24 protein-coding genes and 1 tRNA gene are annotated in these 22,351 nt (G+C 66.0%); 16 read left to right on the forward strand and 9 right to left on the reverse strand.

What is annotated here, in order from left to right:
- The first annotated feature begins 246 nt into the window (after window positions 1-246).
- From ACE3P6_RS19790 to ACE3P6_RS19845, 12 genes are all read left to right on the forward strand, one after another.
- Window positions 247-858, forward strand: a complete 612-nt coding sequence (locus ACE3P6_RS19790) for an autoinducer binding domain-containing protein (protein WP_374398148.1) — start codon at window positions 247-249, stop codon at window positions 856-858.
- Between the two features lie 53 nt (window positions 859-911).
- Entirely contained in the window at window positions 912-1,499 is a 588-nt protein-coding gene (locus tag ACE3P6_RS19795; protein WP_374398149.1) for an acyl-homoserine-lactone synthase, read from the forward strand.
- Between the two features lie 108 nt (window positions 1,500-1,607).
- Window positions 1,608-2,219, forward strand: coding sequence for an autoinducer binding domain-containing protein (locus ACE3P6_RS19800; RefSeq protein ID WP_374398186.1), 612 nt, complete (start codon window positions 1,608-1,610; stop codon window positions 2,217-2,219).
- Window positions 2,220-2,267: 48 nt separating this feature from the next.
- The gene (locus ACE3P6_RS19805; protein WP_374398150.1) at window positions 2,268-2,858 is read left to right on the forward strand and encodes an acyl-homoserine-lactone synthase; all 591 of its coding nucleotides are present in this window, start codon (window positions 2,268-2,270) and stop codon (window positions 2,856-2,858) included.
- Between the two features lie 86 nt (window positions 2,859-2,944).
- Window positions 2,945-4,252 (forward strand): replication-associated recombination protein A, encoded by a 1,308-nt coding sequence (locus ACE3P6_RS19810; protein WP_374398151.1) that lies wholly within the window; start codon window positions 2,945-2,947, stop codon window positions 4,250-4,252.
- A 249-nt stretch (window positions 4,253-4,501) separates the two neighbouring features.
- Window positions 4,502-4,852 (forward strand): fluoride efflux transporter CrcB, encoded by a 351-nt coding sequence (gene crcB / locus ACE3P6_RS19815; protein WP_374398152.1) that lies wholly within the window; start codon window positions 4,502-4,504, stop codon window positions 4,850-4,852.
- Window positions 4,849-5,892 carry an RluA family pseudouridine synthase gene (locus ACE3P6_RS19820; RefSeq protein WP_374398153.1) on the forward strand — a complete coding sequence of 348 codons (1,044 nt, stop codon included), beginning with the start codon at window positions 4,849-4,851 and terminating at the stop codon, window positions 5,890-5,892. Before crcB ends, ACE3P6_RS19820 begins: the two co-directional genes overlap by 4 nt.
- On the forward strand, window positions 5,889-6,596 hold the full coding sequence (locus ACE3P6_RS19825) for an ATP12 family chaperone protein (RefSeq protein WP_374398154.1): 708 nt from the start codon (window positions 5,889-5,891) through the stop codon (window positions 6,594-6,596). The genes ACE3P6_RS19820 and ACE3P6_RS19825 overlap by 4 nt, the downstream gene beginning before the upstream one ends.
- Before the next feature lie 234 nt (window positions 6,597-6,830).
- Window positions 6,831-7,847 carry an amino acid ABC transporter substrate-binding protein gene (locus ACE3P6_RS19830; protein WP_374398155.1) on the forward strand — a complete coding sequence of 339 codons (1,017 nt, stop codon included), beginning with the start codon at window positions 6,831-6,833 and terminating at the stop codon, window positions 7,845-7,847.
- Window positions 7,848-7,968: 121 nt separating this feature from the next.
- Window positions 7,969-9,246 (forward strand): amino acid ABC transporter permease, encoded by a 1,278-nt coding sequence (locus ACE3P6_RS19835; RefSeq protein ID WP_374398156.1) that lies wholly within the window; start codon window positions 7,969-7,971, stop codon window positions 9,244-9,246.
- A 1-nt stretch (window position 9,247) separates the two neighbouring features.
- The gene (locus ACE3P6_RS19840) at window positions 9,248-10,687 is read left to right on the forward strand and encodes an amino acid ABC transporter permease (RefSeq protein WP_374398157.1); all 1,440 of its coding nucleotides are present in this window, start codon (window positions 9,248-9,250) and stop codon (window positions 10,685-10,687) included.
- An 11-nt stretch (window positions 10,688-10,698) separates the two neighbouring features.
- The gene (locus tag ACE3P6_RS19845; RefSeq protein WP_374398158.1) at window positions 10,699-11,466 is read left to right on the forward strand and encodes an amino acid ABC transporter ATP-binding protein; all 768 of its coding nucleotides are present in this window, start codon (window positions 10,699-10,701) and stop codon (window positions 11,464-11,466) included.
- A 4-nt stretch (window positions 11,467-11,470) separates the two neighbouring features.
- Here the strand turns inward: ACE3P6_RS19845 and ACE3P6_RS19850 are convergent, their stop codons facing one another.
- Window positions 11,471-12,040, reverse strand: coding sequence for an N-acetyltransferase family protein (locus ACE3P6_RS19850; RefSeq protein ID WP_374398159.1), 570 nt, complete (start codon window positions 12,038-12,040; stop codon window positions 11,471-11,473).
- A 146-nt stretch (window positions 12,041-12,186) separates the two neighbouring features.
- Between ACE3P6_RS19850 and ACE3P6_RS19855 the strand changes: the two genes are divergently transcribed.
- Entirely contained in the window at window positions 12,187-12,540 is a 354-nt protein-coding gene (locus tag ACE3P6_RS19855) for a cupin domain-containing protein (protein ID WP_374398160.1), read from the forward strand.
- A 37-nt stretch (window positions 12,541-12,577) separates the two neighbouring features.
- Here the strand turns inward: ACE3P6_RS19855 and ACE3P6_RS19860 are convergent.
- The 4 genes from ACE3P6_RS19860 to ACE3P6_RS19875 form a co-directional block, all read right to left on the reverse strand.
- Window positions 12,578-12,654: transfer RNA gene (locus ACE3P6_RS19860), tRNA-Arg, on the reverse strand.
- Between the two features lie 49 nt (window positions 12,655-12,703).
- Window positions 12,704-14,044 (reverse strand): sensor histidine kinase, encoded by a 1,341-nt coding sequence (locus ACE3P6_RS19865; RefSeq protein ID WP_374398187.1) that lies wholly within the window; start codon window positions 14,042-14,044, stop codon window positions 12,704-12,706.
- Between the two features lie 93 nt (window positions 14,045-14,137).
- Complete coding sequence (locus ACE3P6_RS19870; RefSeq protein ID WP_374398161.1) at window positions 14,138-15,553, reverse strand: NAD(P)/FAD-dependent oxidoreductase; 1,416 nt, start codon at window positions 15,551-15,553, stop codon at window positions 14,138-14,140.
- Window positions 15,550-16,275, reverse strand: coding sequence for a TVP38/TMEM64 family protein (locus tag ACE3P6_RS19875; RefSeq protein WP_374398162.1), 726 nt, complete (start codon window positions 16,273-16,275; stop codon window positions 15,550-15,552). The genes ACE3P6_RS19870 and ACE3P6_RS19875 overlap by 4 nt, the downstream gene beginning before the upstream one ends.
- Before the next feature lie 241 nt (window positions 16,276-16,516).
- Between ACE3P6_RS19875 and rpmH the strand changes: the two genes are divergently transcribed.
- Genes rpmH through yidD form a run of 3 tightly spaced genes read left to right on the forward strand, consistent with a single transcriptional unit; the run spans window position 16,517 to window position 17,336 of the window.
- Window positions 16,517-16,651 (forward strand): 50S ribosomal protein L34, encoded by a 135-nt coding sequence (gene rpmH / locus ACE3P6_RS19880; RefSeq protein WP_103259146.1) that lies wholly within the window; start codon window positions 16,517-16,519, stop codon window positions 16,649-16,651.
- A 32-nt stretch (window positions 16,652-16,683) separates the two neighbouring features.
- A complete protein-coding gene (gene rnpA, locus ACE3P6_RS19885; RefSeq protein WP_374398163.1) occupies window positions 16,684-17,091 on the forward strand; it encodes a ribonuclease P protein component in 408 nt (135 codons plus the stop codon).
- Window positions 17,088-17,336, forward strand: coding sequence for a membrane protein insertion efficiency factor YidD (gene yidD, locus ACE3P6_RS19890; RefSeq protein WP_374398164.1), 249 nt, complete (start codon window positions 17,088-17,090; stop codon window positions 17,334-17,336). The genes rnpA and yidD overlap by 4 nt, the downstream gene beginning before the upstream one ends.
- A 59-nt stretch (window positions 17,337-17,395) precedes the next feature.
- Here the strand turns inward: yidD and yihA are convergent, their stop codons facing one another.
- The 4 genes from yihA to ACE3P6_RS19910 all read right to left on the reverse strand — a co-directional run bounded on the left by yihA (window position 17,396) and on the right by ACE3P6_RS19910 (window position 22,304).
- Window positions 17,396-18,046 carry a ribosome biogenesis GTP-binding protein YihA/YsxC gene (gene yihA, locus ACE3P6_RS19895; protein WP_374398165.1) on the reverse strand — a complete coding sequence of 217 codons (651 nt, stop codon included), beginning with the start codon at window positions 18,044-18,046 and terminating at the stop codon, window positions 17,396-17,398.
- Entirely contained in the window at window positions 18,043-18,789 is a 747-nt protein-coding gene (locus ACE3P6_RS19900) for an MOSC domain-containing protein (protein ID WP_374398166.1), read from the reverse strand. The genes yihA and ACE3P6_RS19900 overlap by 4 nt, the downstream gene beginning before the upstream one ends.
- On the reverse strand, window positions 18,786-20,645 hold the full coding sequence (gene yidC / locus ACE3P6_RS19905) for a membrane protein insertase YidC (protein ID WP_374398167.1): 1,860 nt from the start codon (window positions 20,643-20,645) through the stop codon (window positions 18,786-18,788). Before yidC ends, ACE3P6_RS19900 begins: the two co-directional genes overlap by 4 nt.
- Before the next feature lie 171 nt (window positions 20,646-20,816).
- Window positions 20,817-22,304: an EAL domain-containing protein gene (locus ACE3P6_RS19910; RefSeq protein WP_374398168.1), complete on the reverse strand. Its 1,488-nt coding sequence runs from the start codon at window positions 22,302-22,304 to the stop codon at window positions 20,817-20,819.
- Between the last annotated feature and the right edge of the window lie 47 nt (window positions 22,305-22,351).

Here is a 22,351-nt window from a genome sequence, read left to right on the forward strand (position 1 = left end):
GTGCCATGCTGCGCGTGATCTGATCGAAGGCTGAGAGCAGCGCAGGATGCACGACGGCCCCCGCCCCGGTCAGCACAACACCCTCACGACTGCGCGTGAACAAGGGCTGCCCGATGCGATCTCCCAGAAGACGAATCTGCTTTCTTAACCTGTTTCAGCCATGCAGAACCTAGCTTGAAAAGATTGCCGATAGGACCAAGATCAATTTTCAGTAGACTCAAGGTGCGAGTAAGGAAGTGATCGGTAATGTCCGAACGGAAGGCAATCGCTGTGTTGCTTGAACAGCTCGATCGGCTGGCCCCCATGGGCTACACCGTCGGGTTGCACATTCGCTTTGCGACCCCGCTCATCTACAAAAGCTCGTATCCCGCCTCCTGGGTCGATCATTACAACAGCCATTCCTACTACCTTCGTGACCCGCTGGTCTTCTGGGGCGTCGGCGTCGAGGGGACGACGCGGTGGAGCGCGATCCCGCTGCCCGATCCGTTCGGTGTCATGAAGAAAGCAGCAAGCCACGGGCTGAAATACGGTGCCGTGTCCTCCTACGGGCCGATCACATCGCGGTCGATTGTCGGCATCAGCCGGGCGGACCGGGAATTCTCTGATGAGGAAATGGGTCAACTCAAGGAAGTGACTATCCAGCTGCACATTGAGGCAAAGCCACCTTCGGACCTGACGAAAGCGCAGATCGAAGCGTTGCAATGTCTTGCCAACGGGGACCGGCATGCTGCGGCGGCGGAAAAACTTGGCATCACGGAAAGCGCCTTCAAGGCGCGCGTCCAGTCGGCGCGAATCCGACTGGAGGCGCGGACTGCCTCGGAAGCGATCCGGAAGGCCCGGGAATATCGGCTGCTTTGATTCAGGCTGTCCCCTTCGACGGTTTTGACGGACCAGAAGAAGGAGAGTGAAGAATGGAAGCTACCACGTTGTCGTATGACAACCTCCACAATCATGGCGAGCTGTTCGCGAACATGTTCCGGGCCCGGCACCGGACGTTCATTCAGAATGCCAAGTGGGATCTTCCAGAAGCCAACGGCATGGAGTTCGACCAGTACGACACTCCCGCCAGCCGCTGGGTCTGCGTCCACCGCGACGGCGACGTGATGGCTGGGGTGCGTCTGACCCCGACGACGCATCGCTGCGGCATCTACACCTACATGATCCGAGACGCACAGCGCGGCCTCCTGGAAACCATTCCGCGCAACCTGCTGAATTTCGAGGCTCCCGTCGATCCGAACATCTGGGAATCCAGCCGTGTCTTCGTGGCGAACGAAGTTCCGGCCGCCGACCGGCTGCGGGTCCAGATGCAGCTGATCCACGAGATGGTGGTCTCGGCGCGCAACCTTGGTGCCACGACTCTCCTCGGCATCATCCCCGAACACTCGCCGCGTCTGGCCCGGCGTGTCGGGCTGGACTGCGTTCCCTCGGGCCCGGTGATGGATACCGGCGGCAGCCGCTCGGTCTGCGTCACGATCAGCATGGCGACCAAGCTGCATTGACCGGGTGTCATCGCAGCCAGGTCTTGCCGCACCTGCGGCGAATTGGGATTGGAAACCCGTTGCCGACACCCTAGGGTTGTGGGGTGTGTTGTCTGATGTCGAGTGATGATGAGTATTCGCGCGCGTATTGATGTCGAGCTTAAAAACCTGGCACGGATTGCCACCGCGGGATATTTCGTCGGCCTCCATATCCGTTTCACGTCTCCGCTTTTCACTTTCCAGACCTACGACCAGCGCTGGATCGACCATTACACCGAGAACGGTTTTGTGCTTCGCGATCCGATGACGGCCTGGGGGTTTTCCCGGACCGGCTGGATCCGGTGGAGCGATCCCGCGCTGTTGGACCCGTTCGGCCTTTTCGTGGAAGCGGCGCGGCATGGACTGACGCATGGCGTGACGATCGCCTGCGGTCCGATCAAATCGCGCACCATTGCCAGTTTCGCCCGGTCCGACCGGGAGCTTCGGGACGAGGAAATCACCAAGATCGAACGCACGGTCCTGCGCCTGCACGATCTGAGTGAGCCGCCCGAGGCCTTGACCGAGGCTCAGATCGAGGCCTTGAGATGCATTGCAGGGGGCGACAGGTTTGCCGCGGCGGCGGAGAAGCTTGGCATTTCGGAAAGCGCGCTGAAGGCCCGGATCACCACGGCCCGCAACCGGCTGATGGCGCGGACCACCGCCGAGGCGATCCAGCGCGCAAAGGACAATCGCCTGATCTGACGTCCGTCCCTGCAAGGTTACGACTTACCCAGCCTGCAGGAGGACCCTATGCAGACCACGACGCTTTCCTTTGCCAACATGCACAACCACGGCGAGCTTTTTGCCAACATGCTGCGCGCGCGCCGCGAGCTGTTCATCGTTCACAACAAGTGGAAGCTGCCCGAGGCCCTGGGCATGGAGTACGACCAGTATGACACTCCGGCGAGCCGCTGGGTGGTGGTGCATGACGAGACCGGCAAGGTGCTGGCCGGAAACCGGCTGACCCCCACGACGCATGCCTGCGGGATCTACAGCTACATGATCCGCGATGCGCAGCGCCGCCTGTTGGAGACGATTCCGGCCGATCTTCTGTACGAGGAGGCGCCGGCGGCAGGGCACATCTGGGAAAGCTCGCGGCTGTTTGTCAGCCATAACGTTCCGGCGGCGATCCGGCGGCGGGTGCATACCCAGTTGATCATGCAACTCGGCGACACGGTCCGCAGCCTCGGGGCTACGCATTGCCTGACGCTTCTGTCGGCGACCTGGCCCCGTTGGGCGGATCGGGTTGGGGTGAAGATGAAGGCGATGGGGCCGGTGCTGATCATCGACGGGATCGAGAACCAGGTGGTCGAGATGGATTTCTCGGGCCCGAAGCACTGAGGGTTGTATGCCGCGCCCCTCTCGCGGCGAGAGGGGCGGGCCTGCCGCGTCTTCCGCTTGCGGTGAAGGCCGCCTAAGATGGCGGCATGGCCGATCTTTTCGACATGCCCAGCCAACCCGACAGTGGTCCGCGCCCGCTGGCCGACCGGCTGCGGCCGAAGTCCTTGTCCGAGGTGATCGGGCAGGAGAAGGTGCTGTCGCGCGACGGCCCTTTAGGGGCGATGCTGGCGGCGGGATCCTTGTCGTCGCTGATCCTCTGGGGGCCGCCGGGGGTGGGGAAGACCACCATCGCGCGGCTTCTGGCGGATGAGACCGACCTGCATTTCGTGCAGATTTCCGCGATCTTTACCGGGGTGCCGGAGCTGCGGAAGGTGTTCGAGGCGGCGAAGCTGCGGCGGACGAATGGCAGGGGGACGCTGCTCTTCGTCGACGAGATCCACCGTTTCAACAAGGCGCAGCAGGACGGGTTCCTGCCGCATATGGAGGATGGGACGATCCTTCTGGTGGGCGCCACCACGGAGAACCCGTCGTTCGAATTGAACGCGGCGCTGTTGTCCAGAAGCCAAATCATTGTTCTTGAAAGACTTTCCTTGGGCGATCTGGAGCGCCTCGCGCAAAGGGCCGAGAAAGAGCTGGGCCGGGCCTTGCCTTTGAAGGGCGAGGCGCGGGAGGCGATGCTGGAGATGGCGGATGGGGATGGGCGGGCGCTGCTGAACCTGATCGAGCAGGTGGCGGCCTGGAAGGTCGAGGGAAACCTTAGCCGCGACCAGCTTTCGCAAAGGTTGATGCGGCGGGCGGCGAAATACGACAAGTCGGGGGATGAGCACTACAACCTGATCAGCGCCCTGCACAAATCGGTGCGGGGGTCGGACCCGGATGCCGCGCTCTACTGGTTCGCGCGGATGCTGGAGGGGGGCGAGGACCCCCGCTTCCTGGCGCGGCGGATCACCCGGATGGCGGTGGAGGATATCGGCCTCGCCGACCCGCAGGCCGAGGCGGTTTGCCTGGACGGCTGGCAGACCTACGAGCGGCTGGGGTCGCCCGAGGGAGAGCTGGCACTGGCGCAAGCCGTTGTTTATCTTGCACTTGCTCCGAAATCCAACGCTGTCTACACGGCCTACAAGGCGGCGCGGGCGGCGGCGCGGGAGACGGGGAGCCTGATGCCGCCGAAGCATATCTTGAATGCTCCGACGAAGATGATGAAGGAGCAGGGTTATGGGTCGGGCTATGCCTATGACCACGATGCCGAGGACGGGTTTTCCGGGCAGAACTACTTCCCCGAAGGCATGAAGCGGCCCGTGTGGTACCTGCCCCCGGAACGCGGGTTCGAGCGCGAGCTGAAGAAGCGGGTCGAGTATTTCGCCAAGCTGCGGGGCAAGCGGCAGGACGGGTGATCCCCTGGTTAGCGAATGGTGAAGGCCATTGGCGCAACGGGGGACGCAACACCCCTGGGGACGGGTCGGGAAACCCCTTGAATCGTTGGGTTAATCCTTGCAGATTTCGAACATCGGCACCGTCTTCCTTCGGTATGGAAACCGTCTGCCTTCCGTCAATACGCGCGTATGGTCGCAAGGCCGTTAACCTTGTGCCGCGAATCGGCTCCCTGCATTGACATTCCACCCCACCCGCCGCAAAGGACGCCCATGTCCCTGACCCTTCCCCTGATCGCGCTTGGCGGCGCCGTGGGCTCGATCCTGCGCTATCTGATGGTTTCCGCCATCGGCGCGCCCTTGGGCACGGCGGCGGTCAACGTGCTGGGAAGCTTTGCCATCGGCGTCCTGTTCATCCTGCTTGGCAGTCGGGAAAGCTGGCAATTCCTGCTGATGACCGGGCTTCTGGGCGGGTTCACCACTTTCTCGGCCTTCTCGCTGGACACGCTGAGGCTGGTCGAGGCGGGGCAATCCCTGCAGGCCGCCGCCTATGTGCTGGGCTCGGTCACCCTGTCCCTGATCGCGGTCGCGCTTGGCGTGGCCCTTGCCCGGAGCCTGACATGAGCGTCCAGATGCTGACCGTGACCGAAGACGAAGGCGAACAGCGGCTGGACAAGTGGCTGCGCCGCCGGTTTCCGCAACTGAATCAGGTCGCGGTGGAGAAGCTGTGCCGGACCGGGCAGATCCGGGTGGATTCGGGCCGCGTCAAGGCGTCGGACCGGGTGCTGCCGGGCCAGACCGTGCGGGTGCCGCCGCTGCCCGATGCGGCACCGAGGACCGAGGCGCGGGTGCAGGGCGTGTCGGCGGCGGATGCGCGGATGATCCAGGCGGCGGTGTTGTGGAAGGACGAGCACATGATCGTCCTGAACAAGCCTGCGGGCCTGCCCTCGCAGGGCGGGTCGGGGCAGGGCGACCGGCATGTGGACGGGCTGAGTGAGGCGCTGAAGTTCGGCTACAAGGAAAAGCCGAAGCTGGTGCATCGGCTGGACAAGGATACCTCTGGCGTGTTGATGCTGGCCCGCACCGACCGGGTGGCGCGGGCCCTGTCCGAGGCGCTGCGGCACCGGGCGGCGCGGAAGATCTACTGGGCCGTCGTGGCCGGCGTGCCGCACCCCAAGCAGGGCTCGATCAAGTTCGCGCTGGAGAAGGCCCCCGGACGGGGCAGGGGGGGCGAGGGCGAGAAGATGCTCTGCGTCCATCCGGCGAAGATGGCGGACCACCCGGACGCCAAGCGCGCGCATACCGACTATTTCACCCTGTGGTTCCTTGGGACGCGCCTCAGCTGGATGGCGCTGGAGCCGGTGACGGGCCGCACCCACCAGCTGCGCGCGCATATGGCCGAGATCGGGCATCCGATCCTGGGCGACGGCAAGTATGGCGGGGGCGAGACGGAGAACCTTGGCGACGGCTGGGGCGCTGGGGCGGGGGGCGACCTGTCGAAGAAGCTGCACCTGCATGCGCGGAGCCTGACCATCGAGCATCCGATCCTGAAGACCCAGCTGACCTTTACCGCGCCCTTGCCCGAGCACATGGCGCGGACCTGGAAGCTTCTGGACTGGAAGGAAGACGACGTGCCCGCCGACCCGTTCGAGGTGATCCGGTGAGCGCCTGGTCGGCCCGCCGCTTCTGGACCGATGCCTCTGCAGTTCCGGTCGAGGGTGGATTCACCGTGCATCTGGATGCGCGACCGGTGCGCACGCCGTTGAAGGCGCCCCTGGTCCTGCCGACGCGGGCGCTGGCCGAGGCGGTGGCGGCGGAATGGCAGGCGCAGGAGCGCAAGGTCGATCCCCAGACGATGCCCTTCACCCGCACGGCGAATTCGGCCATCGACAAGGTGGCGCCGCAACAAGAGGCGGTGGCGGAGATGCTGGCCTCTTACGGGGGAAGCGACCTTCTGTGCTACCGTGCGGAAGGGCCTGACGATCTTGTGACCCGGCAGGCCGAGGCCTGGGACCCGATCCTGGACTGGGCCGCGAAAACACTTGGTGCGCGCCTGCTTGTCACCACCGGGGTGATGCATGTCGACCAGTCCGACGCGAGTCTTGCGCGGCTGGCGGAACGGGTAGATGTCCTGACCGCGTTCCAGCTTTCCGCCTTCCACGACCTTGTCGCCATGTCCGGCTCGCTGGTGCTGGCGCTGGCGGTGACCCACGGTCGGCTGACCGCCGAGGAAGCCTGGACGCTGTCGCGGATCGACGAGGACTGGCAGATTTCGCTCTGGGGCGAGGACGAGGAAGCGGCGGAAGTCGCAGCGCTGAAACGCGCCGCTTTCCTGCAGGCCGACCGATTCTATGGATTGTGTGGGTAACATTTCCGTCCGCCCGGACTGCAGATGGCGGAGTTGAAGGCTGATCGCCTGAAATTGCCGGTGGAAACCCGGTGTTTTTCCCGAAAGCCGCCAATCTGCTTGACCTGCAAAAGCCCTTTCGCCGAAAGTGGGAACAGTAGAGGGGCGACCCTCTGCAAAACCCTGAAGTGCGATTCCGTCGCACACACAAAAACATGGCCCGTAGAAGGGCCGCATACTCAGGAAGAGGTAAGAATGAAAAAATCCGTATTCTTCGGCGCACTCGCGGCCACGACGCTGGTCTCGGGGATGGCGCTGGCCGGCACGCTTGCCGACGTCAAGGCGCGCGGCGAGCTGCTGTGCGGGTCGAACACCGGCCTGACCGGCTTCGGCAACCCGGACGCCAGCGGCAACTGGTCGGGCTTCGACGTCGACCTGTGCCGTGCCGTGGCGGCTGCGGTGCTGGGCGACCCGACCAAGGTCAAGTTCATCCCGACCACCGGCGAAACCCGCTTCACCGCGCTGCAATCGGGCGAGGTCGACATGCTCGCCCGCAACTCGACCTGGACCGCCTCGCGCGACAGCGAGCTGGCCTTGGATTTCGTCGCGGTGAACTACTACGACGGCCAGGGCTTCATGGTGAAGAAGGACCTGGGCGTTTCCTCGGCGAAAGAGCTTGATGGGGCGACCGTCTGCATCCAGACCGGCACCACGACCGAGCTGAACCTCGCCGACTTCTTCAAGCAGAACAACATCACCTACCAGCCGGTCACGGTTGCGGACGACTCGGAAGCGCAGCGGCAGTATCTGGCCGGCGCCTGCGACGCCTACACCACCGACGCCTCGGGCCTGGCCGCCAGCCGCGCGACCATGCCGGATGCCGACAACCACATCATCCTGCCCGAGATCATCTCGAAGGAACCGCTGGGCCCGGTCGTCCGTCATGGCGACAACCAGTGGGGTGACGTGGTGCGCTGGACCTACTACGCGCTGCTGATCGCCGAAGAGAAGGGGATCACCAAGGACAACGTCGAGGAAGTCATGGCCTCGTCGACCGACGAAGAGGTCAAGCGTCTGCTGGGCGTCTCGGGCGACATGGGCGCCAAGTTCGGGCTGGACAACGCGGCCTTCAAGAACGCCATCGCCGCCGTCGGCAACTATGGCGAGGTCTTCTCGCGCAACATCGGCGAAGGCACCACCATCAACCTGGCCCGCGGCCTGAACGCGCTGTGGACCCAGGGCGGCCTGCAATACGCTCCGCCCTTCCGTTGATCGGTCTTCGGGGGTGCCTTCGGGCGCCCCCGTTCTCTTTCAAACTATGGCCTGAAAGTCTGAGGCTCGACCTCGTTGCCACCGGAAACTCGGGGCTGACTGCGGGAAACAGGGGGTAGCCATGACAATGGCGACGGACGTGCCGAAAGATGGCTTTCGGCTCTCGATGCTCATCTACGATACGCGCTATCGGTCCTACACGATCCAGCTGGTCGTGCTGGTGCTGTTCGCGCTTGCCGTGGCATGGCTTCTGAACAACACGGTGCAGAACCTGGCAGCGCGCGGGAAGGAATTCAACTACGCGTTTCTCTGGCAGCGCGCGGGCTATGACATCGGTCAGCACCTGATCCCCTACACCAACGACAGCACGCATTTCCGCGCGCTGCTGGTCGGACTGATCAACACGCTGGTGGTTGCCTTCTTCGGCTGCATCTTCGCGACGATCCTGGGTGTTGTCGTCGGCGTGCTGCGGCTGTCGAACAACTGGCTCGTCAGCCGGTTGATGACGGTCTATGTCGAGACCTTCCGCAACGTGCCGCTGCTGCTGTGGATCCTTCTGTCCTACGTCATCCTGTCGGAAGTGACCCCGCTGCCGAAGGACTTCAAGGTCACCGACGAGATGATCGCGGCGGGCGAGGCGCCGAAAGCCTCGATGATGCTGTTCGACACGATGGCGGTCACCAACCGGGGCACCAACATCCCCGCGCCGCTGTTCGAGCGCGGGCTCGGCACGCTCGACCTGGGCTTCATGACGCTGAACCTGACCTTCTGGGCCGTGATCGCGGTGATCGCGGGTTCGATCTTCGTGAACCGCCGCATCCTTGCCTCGGCGCGCGCGGTGCAGGAGACTTCGGGGGTGCGGCCGGTGACCTGGTGGAAATCGCTGCTGGTGCTGTTCGCGCCGGTGATCGTGCTGCTGCTTGCGCTGGGATTCCACCTGGAAATTCCGGTGCTGAAGGGCTTCAACTTCCAGGGCGGCATCCTTGTCGCGCACAGCTTCACCGCGCTGCTGATCGCGCTGACCCTCTATACCGCTGCCTTCATCGCCGAGATCGTGCGGGCGGGCATCATGGCGATCAGCCGGGGGCAATCGGAGGCGGCCTTCGCGCTGGGCCTGCGTCCGAACCGGACGATGAGCCTGATCATCCTGCCGCAGGCGCTGCGGGTGATCATCCCGCCGCTGATCAGCCAGTATCTGAACCTGACCAAGAACACCTCGCTGGGGATCGCGGTCAGCTATCTGGACCTGCGCGGCACGCTGGGCGGCATCACGCTGAACCAGACCGGGCGCGAGCTGGAATGCATGCTGCTGATGATGCTGATCTACCTGACGATCAGCCTGGCGATCTCGACGGTGATGAACCTCTACAACAAGTCCGTCCAGCTGAAGGCGCGCTGACATGGCCGAAAGCTTTACCCGCAACGATATGCTTCCCGCCCTGCCGCCCCCCGTGACCCACAGCGGGGTGGTGAAATGGCTGCGCGATAACCTGTTCTCGACGCCGCTGAACATCGCGCTGACCGTGGTCGGCCTTGGGGCGATCTACTGGCTGGTGTCGTCCTCGCTGCCCTGGTGGCTGCATTCGGTCTGGAACGCCTCGTCGCTGGGCGAGTGCCGCCAGATCGTCGAGGCCGAGGCCGGACCGGGGGCGACCGGGGCCTGTTGGGCAATGATCCACGAGCGCTGGCACCAGTTCCTGTTCGGCTTCTATCCGCCGGCGGAATGGTGGCGGCCGGTGCTGTCCTTCGGCCTGCTGTTCGCGGCTCTCGCGCCGGTGCTGTTCGCCGGTCAGAAGCGGAGCCTGACGATCCTGCTGGGCGCGGTGCTGGTCTACCTGCTGGTGACGCTCTCCCTCGCCAGCACGCCCGGCGTCCCGTTTGCGCTGGGGATCGCCCTTGTGATCGGGTTCCTCGCGCTGGCGCAGGTGCAGCCGGGCAAGCTGCTCTGGTTCACGCTGATCTATCCGGCGCTGTGCTTCTGGCTGCTCTGGGGCGGGTCCATCTGGGGGCCCATCGTTGCGATGGCGGGGTTCGGCGTGCTTTACGCCGTGTTCCGACTGGCCTCGCCGTTGATCGGCCTGGCACCTGCGGCCGGGCTTGGCATCGTCGTGGCGGTGCTCTGGTGGCTTTACGCGGACAAGGCTGTCGCCGGGTTCCTGCATGACCTGGTGCCGCTGGGGCTGCAATCCATCAACTCCGACCAGTTCGGCGGCTTCCTTCTGGCCATCGTGATCGGGGTGACGGGGATCACCTTCTCGCTTCCCATCGGCATCCTGCTGGCGCTGGGCCGCCAGTCGGACATGCTGATCGTCAAGTCGCTGTCGGTGGGGTTCATCGAGTTCGTGCGGGGCGTGCCTCTGATCACGCTCCTCTTCACCGCGTCGCTTCTGTTGCAGTACTTCCTGCCGCCGGGGACCAACTTCGACATCATCCTGCGGGTGATCATCCTGGTGACGTTCTTCGCCGCCGCCTATCTGGCCGAGGTGATCCGGGGCGGGCTTGCCGCCTTGCCGAGGGGCCAGTACGAGGCGGCGGATGCGCTGGGGCTGGATTACTGGCGGGCGCAGCGGCTGATCATCCTGCCGCAGGCGCTGAAAGTGTCGATCCCGGCGATCGTGTCCACCTTCATCGGCCTCTTCAAGGACACCACGCTGGTGGCCTTCGTCGGCCTGATGGACCCACTGAAGGGCGTGACCCAGATCGTCCGCGCCGACATCGCCTGGAAGGGCATCTACTGGGAGCCCTACATCTTCGTGGGCGTCATCTTCTTCGTCATCTGCTTCGGCATGTCGCGGTACTCCATGTACCTCGAACGCAAGCTGAAGACCGATCATCGCTAAGGACTACACACATGGCAGAAGCAGCTAAAATGCAGGTCTCGGACGAGGTTGCGATCCAGATCGCCAACATGAACAAGTGGTACGGACAGTTCCATGTCCTGCGGGACATCAACATGACGGTGCAGCGCGGCGAGCGGATCGTCATTTGCGGGCCCTCGGGGTCGGGCAAGTCGACGCTGATCCGCTGCATCAACCGGCTGGAGGAACACCAGCAGGGGAAGATCGTGGTGGACGGGACGGAACTGACCAACGACCTGAAGAACATCGACAAGGTGCGGTCGGAAGTGGGGATGGTGTTCCAGCACTTCAACCTGTTCCCGCATCTGACGATCCTGGAGAACCTGACTCTGGCACCGATCTGGGTGCGGAAGGTGCCGAAGAAGGAAGCCGAGGAGACGGCGATGTATTTCCTGCAGAAGGTGAAGATCCCGGAGCAGGCGAACAAGTATCCCGGCCAGTTGTCGGGCGGCCAGCAGCAGCGGGTGGCCATCGCGCGGTCCTTGTGCATGAAGCCGCGGATCATGCTCTTCGACGAGCCGACCAGCGCCCTTGACCCCGAGATGATCAAGGAGGTGCTCGACACGATGATCGAGCTGGCCAAGGAAGGCATGACCATGCTCTGCGTCACGCATGAGATGGGCTTCGCGCAGGCGGTGGCGAACCGGGTGATCTTCATGGACCAGGGCCAGATCGTCGAGCAGAACGAGCCGAAGGAGTTCTTCAACAATCCGAAGAGCGAGCGGACCAAGCTGTTCCTGAGCCAGATCCTGGGGCACTAGGCCCTTAGAGGGGTTTCACGAACAGGATCCATTCCGACGCATCGACCTGCCAGTCGCCCTTGAACAGGGGGCGGCGGGCGATTTCCCGGAAACCTTTCGCGCGGTAGAGCCGCAGCGCGTCCTGATGGCTGTCCTCGGCGATCAGGCTGATGGTCTGGTGACCGGCGGCGCGGGCGACGGCCTCGGCCTTGGCCAGCAGCAGAGAGCCGAGGCCCTTGCCACGATGTTGCGCATAGGTCGCCAGCACGTTCAGATACCAGGAGCCAGGGGCGAGGGCTTCAAGCTCCAGCAGCGGCACGAAGATCGGCGGGGTGTCGGGGTCGATGGGGCCGGGCTCGTCGGCGGGGTAGCCGAGGAGGCAGGCGGCAACGTGGCCATCGGCCTCGGCCAGCCAGGCGTTGCGGTAGGAGAAGTTGCCGGTCGCGCGCGCGGCGCGTTCGCGGCCATAGGCCCAGGGGTCGCCATCCGGCCCGACGGAACGCTTCCAGAAATGCAGCGGCAGGTCGTCCGCCGCCATGTTGATGAAGCGGGTCAGATGCTCGGCGTCAGAGGCCTGTGCGGGGCGGATCGACATGCTGGGTCCTTGGCTGATTCCGGTTGGGCAGGGACATAGCCGATCTGCCTTGGCTTGGGCAGGCTTTCCCGGCAGAGAAAACCCTTTCCCTGCAAGGTCCATAGCCCTACCAATCTGGAAAGACACCAACACCAGGATGATCCGACATGAGCGACATGGTTTTCCGCTTCCCCGCCCCCGGCCCCGAGCCGATGCTGACCGACCTGGAAGGCTGGACCAAGATCGAGGGCACGCCCACGATGAAGACCTGGGTGCAGCACACTTCGATCGACGGCAGCGTGATCAGCGGCACCTGGGAGGCGACCCTTGGCACCTGGCACGCGGTCTACAAGTTCTACGAATTCGTCCACCTGATCGAGGGCCAGATCACCATCACCGCCGAAGGCGCCGCCCCGGTGACGCTGCGGCCGGGCGATGCCTTCGTGGTGGAGCCGGGGTTCAAGGGGACCTGGAAGATCGAAAAGCCCGTGCGCAAGCATTTCTGCATCAAGCTGAAATAACCAGCCAGCGCCGAGGTTGATCCGGAAGGGGGAGGGGTGGCGGACCCGGAGCGATTCGAACGCCCGACCCTCAGATTCGTAGTCTGATGCTCTATCCAGCTGAGCTACGGGTCCGCAATGCCCGGCGATGTAGCCTTGCGCGCCGGGCAATGCAAGGGCGAAATCACCCCGTTGTGTCGGTTGTGCCCTTCGGCAGGTGGATGGCGAATTCGGTGCCCTCGGCGTCGCTGCGGGCAAGCTCCAGCCGCCCGCCGTGGCCGCGCACCAGTTCCGCAGCGATGGCGAGGCCAAGCCCGGTGCCGCCCTTGCGCGCGCCGCCCTGGAAGGCGGCGAACAGGTGCTCGCGGGCCTTCTGCGGCAGGCCGGGGCCGGTGTCTCCGACGCGGATCCACCATTCCTGCTCGTCCTCGCCGCCCGAGACTTCGATGGTGCCGGGCTGGCCGGTCGCCTCGATCGCCTGGCGGGCGTTGCGGATCAGGTTCGACAGCACCCGGTAGAGCTGCTCGCCATCCGCCCGGATCATCAGGCCGGGGGGTATGTCGATCAGGCAGGTGATCGTCGTTTCCACCCCCAGCCCCTCGCCTTCGGCCACCTCGCCGACCAGATGGGCGAGGTTCACGCGGCGGAGCTGCGGGGGCGGTTCCTCGGCCTTGCCGAAGGCCAGGGTCGATTCGCACAAGGAAACCGCCCGGCTGATCGAGCCGATGAGCTTTGGTGCGGCGCGCGCCACCGCCGGGTCGGCGCTGCTCTCCAGCCGGTCGGCGAAAAGCTGGGCCGTGGTCAGGATGTTGCGCAGGTCGTGGCTGATCTTCGCCACCGCGCTGCCGAGCTGGGCCAGCCGTTCCTTCTGCCGCAGGTTGCCGGTCAGCTGGGTCTGCATCGACTGCAAGGCCTCTTCGGCGATGCGCAACTCCTCGACATCTGCTGTCGGTTCGATCACCCGCCGCGCATCCTCGGGCGCCTCGGCATAGGTCTGCATGTGGCGCACCACCCGGCGGATCGGCAGCACGATGAGCCGCCGCACCGCGAGGAAGAGAAGGAAGGCGGTCACGACCGAGATCAGCGCCGACAGGGCGAGGATGCGCAACCCGTAGTCGAGCATCGCCTCGCGCATCGGCCGGGTGTCCATCGTCACCTCGATCAGCGTGCCGGCATCCTGCACCGGATAGCCGATCACGCGGATCACCCGGTCGACTGGATCGAACAGGCAGGCGAAGGCGTCGCGGATCAGCTCCCACGGGCCTGCCATGCGCAGGTCGTAGGTGTCGTGGATGTCGCCGGGGACGGGCGAGGACAGCACCAGCTGCCGCACCTCGTTCCGGCGCAGGACGACGTTGTAGACCTCGGCGTTGGCCAGAAGCTCCTTTTCCAGGTCGGGCGAGACCATGTCTTCGGCCGCAAGCTGGGTCAGCGCGGCGATCTGCGCCTGCTTCAGCCGGGTCAGCATGAAATCGGCGCGGAAACGGGCGATGGAGGGCACGAAGATCAGCACTTCGGCCAGCATGACGAAGATCACGGTCAGGATCAGGAAGCGCCCCGAAAGCGTCTTGAGGAAGCTCTTGCGTCTTTCGGCCACCCGAACCTTCCTTGTCCGGCTTCAGGGAACCCAGCGTTGCACGAAGCGCACCAGATGCTTCAACGTCGGATTGTCAAACAACTTCGGGCTAAAATAGGCTGATGCGGCGCGTTTGGAAACCTCTCCCAGCGTGGGATAGGGCGCGACCATCGCGGCGATGGCCGACATCTTCAGCCGGGACGAGATCGCCAGCGCCCAAAGCCCGATCAACTCGCCCGCCTGGGGGCCTGCGATGCTGGCGCCGACGGGGCGGCCGCGGACCACCATGACCTTGATCAGGCCGCTGGCCTTGCCCTCGGCCTGGGCGCGGTCATTGTGGGCGAAGTCGGCGCGGACGACGGTAAGGGCCTCGCCATGCGCGGCGCGGGCCTCGGCCTCGGTCAGGCCCGCCTGGGCGAGTTCCGGGTCGGTGTAGGTGGCGCGGGGCAGAGCGCGGGGGTCGGCTTTCGCGGGCAGGCCCAACACGCACTGACGCACGACGATCCCGGCATGCCAGCCGGCGACATGGGTAAATTGCAGGCCGCCCGCAGCGTCGCCGACGGCATAGACCCGGCGGTTGGAGCTTCGGAGCCGCTTGTCGACCGTCACGCCTTTGGCCGTATGGGCGACCCCGGCGGCGTCGAGGTTCAGGCCCTCCAGCGCCACCTTGCGCCCGACGGCCAGCAGGAGGTGCGAGCCTTTGATCTGCCGCCCGTCGCCCAGCGTGACCTCCACCGCCCCGGCCTCGCCCGCAAGGCGCACGACGGGCTGGCCCTCGACCAGGGCGATCCCTTCGGCGCGCATCGCGTCCAGAACGACGGAAGCACAGTCCGGGTCCTCGCGGCCGAGGGCTTTGGCGCTTTCGACTACCGTGACGTCGCAGCCAAGCCGCCGGTGCGCCTGAGCCATCTCGATCCCGATGGGACCGCCGCCGATGACGATCAGGTGCATCGGCCTTTCGCGAAGCGTGAAGATCGTCTCGTTGGTGAAATAGGGGACGCTGTCGACACCCTGGATCTGCGGCACCAAGGGGCGCGAGCCGGTGGCGATCACGAAGCGCCGGGCGCGGATCGTGGTGTCGCCGACCTGAACCTCGCGCGGGCCGGTAAAGCGGGCGAAGGCGCGGATGACGGTGCAGCCGAGGCCTTCGAACCGCGCCTGGCTGTCGGTGGGGGCGATCCGGGCGATGACGGCGGCGACGTGATCCTTGACGGCGGCGAAGTCGACCTGCGGCGCGGCGGGGCTTACCCCCCGGAACCCGCGCCGCTGCGCCTCGGCGGCCTTCGCGGCGGCGATCAGCGCCTTCGATGGCACGCAGCCTGCGTTCAGGCAATCGCCGCCCATCTCTGCGGCCTCGATCAGCACGACGCGCGCGCCCATCTGCACTGCCCCCGCTGCGACCGAAAGCCCGCCGGAGCCTGCGCCGATCACGCAGAGGTCGGTCTCGATCCGGTTCACCGATGGCCTCCCCTGACGACGGTCCGCATCAGCATGGGCAGCGCCGCCAGCGCGGCAAGGCCGAGAAGCGGGAAGAGGACGGGCGGGGTGAAGATCACCCCGAAGTCGGGTGCCGCGCCCTTGGCGAAGACCTCGCCCAGCCCGGAGCCGACCGAGGTGAAGACCAGCGCGCCGGGGATGATGCCGAGATAGGTCGAGACGGCGAAGCGGAAAAGGCTGGTGCCGACGAAGGCCGGGATCAGATTGGCGATGAAGAAGGGAACCAGCGGCACGAGGCGCATCAGGAACAGGACCGACCATTCGTTCTCTTGCAGCCCCGCCCGCAGCCGCGCCGCCTTGCCGCCCGCCGCCTCCAGCTTCCGCGCAAGGCTGGCGCCGAAGCCCCAGCGGGCGGCGAGGAAGACGAGGATCGCCCCGGTGCCCGCGGCGGCCACGTTGTAGACGGCGCCCGGGAAGAGACCGAAGAGGAACCCGCCGGTCAGGGTGGCGACGGTGCCGCCCGGCAGGCTGAGCGCGACGATGGTGACATATCCCGCCAGGAAGGCCAGCACCGCCCAGAGGTAGTGCGCATCGCGGAAGGCCAGAAGCGTCTCGCGGTGGCGGGCGAGGCTGTCGAAGTCCAACTCGTCGCGGAGCGTCAGCGCGCCGAGAAGGGCCGCGCCCAGAATCGCCAGGAGCGGCAGGCGGCGCAGCCAGACCCGGGTCTTGGAGGGCGGGGGCATCGAGGACAGTTGCATGGGGGCCGAGGATGGCGCAGGACGGGGCGTCGCGACAGGGGTTTCACGCGACCTTGATCGTTCCCCGCCGGGCTGCGGCATCGCCCGCCCCCTCCGTCGGAAATGTTGCAGGAAATCCGCGTCTCCGCCGGTTGACTTGCGCCGAAACCGCCCGTAAAGGACGGGCTTCAAGTTACGGGCCTTCGAATCCATCCGGGGTTCGGGTCATGTCTAATGGAGAGCCGCGATGAAGCGCACCTTTCAACCGTCGAACCTGGTTCGCAAGCGCCGCCACGGCTTCCGGGCCCGCATGGCCACCAAGAACGGCCGTCTGGTCCTGGCCGCCCGCCGCGCCAAGGGCCGTCACAAGCTGACCGCCTGATCTTTCGCCCGTCAGGGCGTCAGGGTTCGCGAATGACACCGCCGGAGACCCAGGGCCAAGGCATTGCCGCCGAAGCGCCCGCTGGCTCTCCGGCGGTTTCGCTTTGCGTACTGCAGAAGCGCGCCGATTTCCTGAAGGCCGCTTCGGCGCGGCGGCAGGGGACGGGCGGCTTCCTTCTGCAGGCGCGGGACCGGGCGGATGGCGACCCGGCCGTGCGGGTGGGGTTCACCGCCTCGAAGAAGATCGGCAATGCGGTGCTGCGGAACCGCGCCAAGCGGCGCATGCGGGCCTTGGCGCGGGACGTGCTGACCCTCTGTGCGGTACCCGGTTGGGACTATGTCCTGGTCGCCCGGCCCGAGGCCACCGTCTCCCGCCCCTATGCCGACCTCTGTACCGATATGGAACAGGCACTGGCATCGGTCCACCGGGGCCGCGCGTGACTCCGCTTGCGCATCTGGTCGCGCTGCCGGTCCGGGCCTATCGGTTGCTCTTGTCGCCCTGGGTCGGCCACGGCTGCCGCTACCAGCCCACCTGTTCGGCCTACGCGCTGGAGGCGCTGGAACGGCATGGCGCGCTGAAGGGCGGCTATCTTGCGGCTCACCGCATCTGCCGCTGCCATCCCTGGGGTGGGCATGGCTACGATCCGGTGCCGGGAGCGGACCCGGAGCATGACGCAGGACGGTAGGGCGGGGAAAATTTCTTGAGGAAGAAATTTGTCAAAATTCTTACTTAAGAATTTTGGGCCTACTCCATCGTCGCGATCAGCGCGCGGAGGGTTTCGATCCCCTCGCCCTTCTCGGAGCTGGTGACGACGATCTCCGGGTAGGCCGCCGGGTGTTTCGCCAGCGCGCCCTTGACCTGCTCGATCACCGCCGTGCGCTCGGTGCGGTTGATCTTGTCGACCTTGGTCAGGACGGCCTGGAAAGTCACGGCGCTGCGGTCGAGGAGCTTCAGGATCTCTTCATCCACCGCCTTGACCCCATGCCGGGCATCGACCAGCACGAAGGCGCGGCGCAGGGTGGCGCGGCCCGAGAGGTATTGCTTCAAGAGCGCCTGCCACTTCGCCACGACCGCGACCGGCGCCTCGGCATAGCCGTAGCCGGGAAGGTCGACCAGGTAGCGGTCCTCGCCCAGGGCGAAGTAGTTGATCTCCTGCGTCCGGCCGGGCGTGTTCGAAGCCCGGGCGAGGGTCTTGCGGCCGGTCAGCGCGTTGATCAGGCTGGATTTCCCGACGTTCGAGCGACCCGCGAAGCAGACCTCCAGCCGGTCGGCGGGGGGCAGGCCGGACATCGCCACCACGCCTTTCACGAAGGTCACGGGCCCCGCAAAGAGAAGCCGCCCGGCCTCGCGCGCCTCGTCCTCGGGCTCGGGAGCCAGGGTGAAAGTCATGGTCATGCCGCTCTCCAGTCCTGTCCGAGCGCGATCTCGCCGCCCTCGATTACCCTGGCGTAGACGCCGAAATCCTGGTGGCCGTAGCCGGTTTCCAGCGCGGCCAACGTGTTGCCGACAACCACGCCCGTCTCGGGGTCGACCGTGGTGGCGGTGCAGCGGGTGATCCGCTCGACCACCTCCAGCACCGCGTCGCCCAGGCGGAAGCGCTGGCCGATCCAGCCCCATTCGGCCCAGGGGGCAGCACCCTCGAGCCAGAGGTTCGCCCGCCAGCGGTGGATCGACAGGTCCAGGCCCATCCGCGCGGACAGATCGGCAAGGGATGCAAGCGACAGCACCGAGACCGAGGGAAAATCACTGTCGGTCATCGCCACCCCGCCCCGGACGACGGCGGCGGGGCGCGCGCGTCCGGCGGGGATCAGCGGGTCGGCCCAGGCGACAAGCCGCGCCTGGTCGGCCGGCTTGTCGGGGGCCACGGTGATTTCGCCTGCCGTGGGATGGGCAAGCGTCACCTGCCGGGCCGGTTCGTCCAGCCGGGCCGTCACTGCCATCAGGGCGGGGGCCTTCGCCCCGCGGGTGAAGTTCATGCAGGGGTTCCAGCCGGGGGTCAGCCGGGCCGCCTCGTGCGCTATGGCCCATTCCCGGTCGAAGGGCAGGCCCTCACCGGCAGAAAGACGAACGGACGCGAGCATCTCGCGTCCGTAGGCCTTGATCGGGTGCCGGCAGATATGGGCCAGCCGGACCGTCATTTCTTGCCGGTCTTCTTCACCGGCGGGGTGGGCGAGTTTGCCGGGGTGGCCTTTGTCTTCGCCTCCACCCGCGCCGTCTTGGCCGAGCGGATGTTGCCGAAGATGTCGGGGCGTTTGCCGTGGCTCCACATGATCAGGTACTGCTGCACGAAGGTGATCGTGTTGTTGGTGATCCAGTAGACGACCAGGCCGCTGGCGAAGCCGCCCAGCATGAACATGAAGACCCAGGGCATCCAGGCGAAGATCGAGGCCTGGACCGGATCGGTCGGCGCAGGGTTCAGCTTCTGCTGCAGCCACATGGTGATGCCGAGAAGGATCGGCAGCACGCCGATGAAGATCAGGTGCAGGAGCGTGCCCTGCACCGGCGCATCCCAGGGCAGGAGGCCGAAGAAGTTGTACAGCGACGACGGATCGGGCGCCGACAGGTCCTTGAGCCAGCCGAAGAACGGGGCGTGGCGCAGTTCGATGGTGACGAAGATCACCTTGTAGAGGCTGAAGAAGATCGGGATCTGGATCAGGATCGGCAGGCAGCCCGCGGCGGGGTTCACCTTCTTGTCCTTGTAAAGCTGCATCATCTCGCGCTGCAGCTTCTGCTTGTCCTCGCCCGCGCGTTCCTTCAGCGCCTCCATCTCGGGCTGCAGTTCCTTCATCCGCGCCATCGAGACGTAGGACTTGTAGGCCAGCGGCAGGACCAGGAACTTCAGGAAGAAGGTCAGCGCGATGATCGACAGGCCCATGTTGCCGATGAAGCCGTGCAGCCAGTGCAGGACGGCGAAGATCGGCTTCGTGAGGAAGAAGAACCAGCCCCAGTCGATCGAGTTGATGAAACCGGGGATCGCGCCGCTGTTGTCATAGGCGCGGATCGTGGCCCATTCCTTCGCACCGGCGAAAAGCTGGATGCGGTTGGTGATCTCGGCCCCCGGGGCGACGGTCTGCACCGGCTGGCGGATCTCGGTCTGGTAGATGTCGGCCGAGGCGACGTGCTTGGTCACCTCGGTGAAGGGCTTGCCCTGTTCGGGAACCAGCGCGGTCATCCAGTAGTGGTCGGTAAAGCCGATCCAGCCCGCGCTCTCGGCGGAGACCAGCTCGGCGGCGGCCTGTTCGGCGGGGATCTCGTCCAGCTTGACGATATCCTTGTAGCGGGTCTCTTCCAGCTTGCCATCGGCGCTGCGGACCATGCCTTCGTGCACGACGAAGATGCTTTTCATCACCGGCAGGCCGTGGCGGGCGATCACGCCGTAGGGGTAAAGCGTGGCGGCGGCGGTGCCGTCGTTCTTGACGCTGTCGGTGACGGTGAAGAGGAACTTCTCGTCGACCGAGATTTCGCGCCGGAAGGTCAAGCCCTTGCCGTTGGCCCAGGTCAGGACGACGGGCTTGCCGGGGGCAAGCTGGTCACCGCTGGCGATGGTCCATTCCGTGCGGGCATCCGGCAGGTCGGCAGCGGCGGTCCCGGCGCCGGGGGCCCAGCCCATCAGGGCGTAGTAGGGATGCTCCTGGCCGACCGGCGACAGCAGGCGCACTTCGGGCGAGGTCGGGTCCAGCGTCTCGCGGTAGGTCTTGAGCGACAGGTCGTCGATACGCGCGCCAGCCAGCGAAATGGTGCCGGAAAGCGTCGGCGTGTCGATGGTCAGGCGCGGCGCCTCGGCCACTTCAGTGCTGGTGGCGGGCGCGGTGGCGCCGTCGGTCGTCGTGGCAGCGGGGGTCGTCGCCGCCGGGGCGCTGACCTCTGCGGTCGGGGCGGGCGTGGCCTGGTCGGCGGGCGGTTCCGGCGGTGGGAAGAAGATGAACCAGACGATCATCACCACGGCGCTGAGGACCATCGCCAGGATCAGGTTCTTGTTGTTCTGCTCTTCCATGCGCAAACCACCATGCGGGCCATCGGATCAGCGGTGCTTCAACGACAGGGCCGGGCAAAGGTCAAGCGGTTTCGCCCCGGCAGGCCCCGCGCGGTCGATCAAATCGCGGCCAGCGCCGGTGCCCGGCAGAGACCAACGGGCGGGGCCGCCGGGAGGCCGGGACCACGCCGCCTACCGCGCCTTCAGGCCGATCCGCAGCGCCTGCGCCTGCCGGTCGCGATGGGTGGCCAGCCAGGAGGCCAGTTCCTCGACCGGCATCGGTCGCGCGATGACGTAGCCCTGCACATGGCCGCAGCCAAGTTGCGCCAGGAGCGCGTGTTCGCCCTGTGTCTCCACGCCTTCGGCCAGAGTCTCCAGCCCCAGCCGTTCGGCCAGCGACAGGATCGCGGCGACCAGTTTCTGCTGCTCGCGGTTCTGGTCGACCTCGCGGACGAAGCTGCGGTCGATCTTCAGCCGGTTCAGGGCAAAGCGGCGGATCGCGGTGATCGAGGCATTGCCGGTGCCGAAATCGTCGAGATCCACACAGCAGCCCATCCCGGCGATTCGGCTGATGTTCGAGGCGATCACCTCGTCGCCGTCGCCCGCGACCACGGATTCCAGCACCTCGACCGTCAGCCGCGATGTGGAAAGGCGGAAGCGGTCGAGCGTCCAGCGCAGGCGCTCGGGCAGGTCCGGGTCCTGCAGTTCCTGCGCGGAGAAATTCACCGCCACCGTCGGTATCCGCAGGCCGCGACGGTCGAATTCGGCAAGGGCCGCAAGCGATTGCGTCAGCATGGTCTGGCCGAGAAGTTCCATCAGATCGGTGCCTTCAAGGGCCGGCAGGAAGGCGCCCGGCGCCAGCATGCCGCGATCAGGGTGATGCCAGCGCACCAGGGCCTCGATCCCAGATACCTCGCCGCTGTCGGTGGACAGTTGCGGCTGGAACCAGGCGCGAATCTCGCCCCGTTCGACCGCGCTGGCGAATCCGGCGCGAAGGGCGTCGCGGTCGGCCCGGGCGCGGGCAAGCTCGGCCGAATGGCCGCGGATCGCGCCGGGGCGATACTGCGCGGCCTCGTCCCCGGCGACTTGCGCCGCATCGAGAAGCGCGCGTCCCGTCGGGCGGGCCAGTTGCTGCGAATGGCAGAAACCGATGGAGCAGGTCACCTGCAGCGGACCCTGCGCCAGTGTCATGGGCTGCTGCACCACCAGATGCAGCCGGGCGGCGATACGCACCATGATTTCCAGGTCCAGCCGCGGGGTCTGTGCCAGGGTGACGGTGAGACTGCCATCCTCCAGCGTGTAAAGCATGTCGCCAGGTCGCAGCGCCGCCCGCAGTCGGCCGATGCAGGCGGCCAGGAGTTCGGACTGCCGGGTGCGGCCCAGCCGGTCACAGAGGAGTGCGGGATCGTCGAACTGGATCACGAAGCATCCGGTTGCACCGCCGGTCGCCGCGATTTCTGACAAGGTGGCATCCAGCCGCGCGGTCACCTGGTCGGACATCGCCTCTGGCAAGCGGGGCCGGGGGATGAGGCCGAGGGCGAGGACGCCGAGGGGGATCGCCGCCGCCAGCACCGCTAAGCCGGTTTCGCCCCCCGCCCAGTAGGCCAGCACCCCGGCCACCGGCACCATCGCCGCGATCTGCCGGGAGTGATCCAGCAAGCGTGGAAGCGCGAAGGTCATGGCGGCCGTCCCCCTGTCGGCGGGCATTGGGCCCGCGTTTCAGGGGT

The organism is Tabrizicola sp., from assembly GCF_041911175.1.
Classification (GTDB): Bacteria; Pseudomonadota; Alphaproteobacteria; order Rhodobacterales; family Rhodobacteraceae; genus Tabrizicola.

Bases quoted from the DNA above. Each gene is read 5' to 3' on its own strand.
- ACE3P6_RS19790 (WP_374398148.1), top strand. From the start codon at position 247: ATGTCCGAACGGAAGGCAATCGCTGTGTTGCTTGAACAGCTCGATCGG.
- ACE3P6_RS19795 (WP_374398149.1), top strand. From the start codon at position 912: ATGGAAGCTACCACGTTGTCGTATGACAACCTCCACAATCATGGCGAG.
- ACE3P6_RS19800 (WP_374398186.1), top strand. From the start codon at position 1,608: ATGAGTATTCGCGCGCGTATTGATGTCGAGCTTAAAAACCTGGCACGG.
- ACE3P6_RS19805 (WP_374398150.1), top strand. From the start codon at position 2,268: ATGCAGACCACGACGCTTTCCTTTGCCAACATGCACAACCACGGCGAG.
- ACE3P6_RS19810 (WP_374398151.1), top strand. From the start codon at position 2,945: ATGGCCGATCTTTTCGACATGCCCAGCCAACCCGACAGTGGTCCGCGC.
- crcB (WP_374398152.1), top strand. From the start codon at position 4,502: ATGTCCCTGACCCTTCCCCTGATCGCGCTTGGCGGCGCCGTGGGCTCG.
- ACE3P6_RS19820 (WP_374398153.1), top strand. From the start codon at position 4,849: ATGAGCGTCCAGATGCTGACCGTGACCGAAGACGAAGGCGAACAGCGG.
- ACE3P6_RS19830 (WP_374398155.1), top strand. From the start codon at position 6,831: ATGAAAAAATCCGTATTCTTCGGCGCACTCGCGGCCACGACGCTGGTC.
- ACE3P6_RS19835 (WP_374398156.1), top strand. From the start codon at position 7,969: ATGACAATGGCGACGGACGTGCCGAAAGATGGCTTTCGGCTCTCGATG.
- ACE3P6_RS19840 (WP_374398157.1), top strand. From the start codon at position 9,248: ATGGCCGAAAGCTTTACCCGCAACGATATGCTTCCCGCCCTGCCGCCC.
- ACE3P6_RS19845 (WP_374398158.1), top strand. From the start codon at position 10,699: ATGGCAGAAGCAGCTAAAATGCAGGTCTCGGACGAGGTTGCGATCCAG.
- ACE3P6_RS19850 (WP_374398159.1), bottom strand. From the start codon at position 12,040: ATGTCGATCCGCCCCGCACAGGCCTCTGACGCCGAGCATCTGACCCGC.
- ACE3P6_RS19855 (WP_374398160.1), top strand. From the start codon at position 12,187: ATGAGCGACATGGTTTTCCGCTTCCCCGCCCCCGGCCCCGAGCCGATG.
- ACE3P6_RS19865 (WP_374398187.1), bottom strand. From the start codon at position 14,044: ATGCTGGCCGAAGTGCTGATCTTCGTGCCCTCCATCGCCCGTTTCCGC.
- ACE3P6_RS19875 (WP_374398162.1), bottom strand. From the start codon at position 16,275: ATGCCCCCGCCCTCCAAGACCCGGGTCTGGCTGCGCCGCCTGCCGCTC.
- rpmH (WP_103259146.1), top strand. From the start codon at position 16,517: ATGAAGCGCACCTTTCAACCGTCGAACCTGGTTCGCAAGCGCCGCCAC.
- rnpA (WP_374398163.1), top strand. From the start codon at position 16,684: ATGACACCGCCGGAGACCCAGGGCCAAGGCATTGCCGCCGAAGCGCCC.
- yihA (WP_374398165.1), bottom strand. From the start codon at position 18,046: ATGACCATGACTTTCACCCTGGCTCCCGAGCCCGAGGACGAGGCGCGC.
- ACE3P6_RS19900 (WP_374398166.1), bottom strand. From the start codon at position 18,789: ATGACGGTCCGGCTGGCCCATATCTGCCGGCACCCGATCAAGGCCTAC.
- yidC (WP_374398167.1), bottom strand. From the start codon at position 20,645: ATGGAAGAGCAGAACAACAAGAACCTGATCCTGGCGATGGTCCTCAGC.
- ACE3P6_RS19910 (WP_374398168.1), bottom strand. From the start codon at position 22,304: ATGACCTTCGCGCTTCCACGCTTGCTGGATCACTCCCGGCAGATCGCG.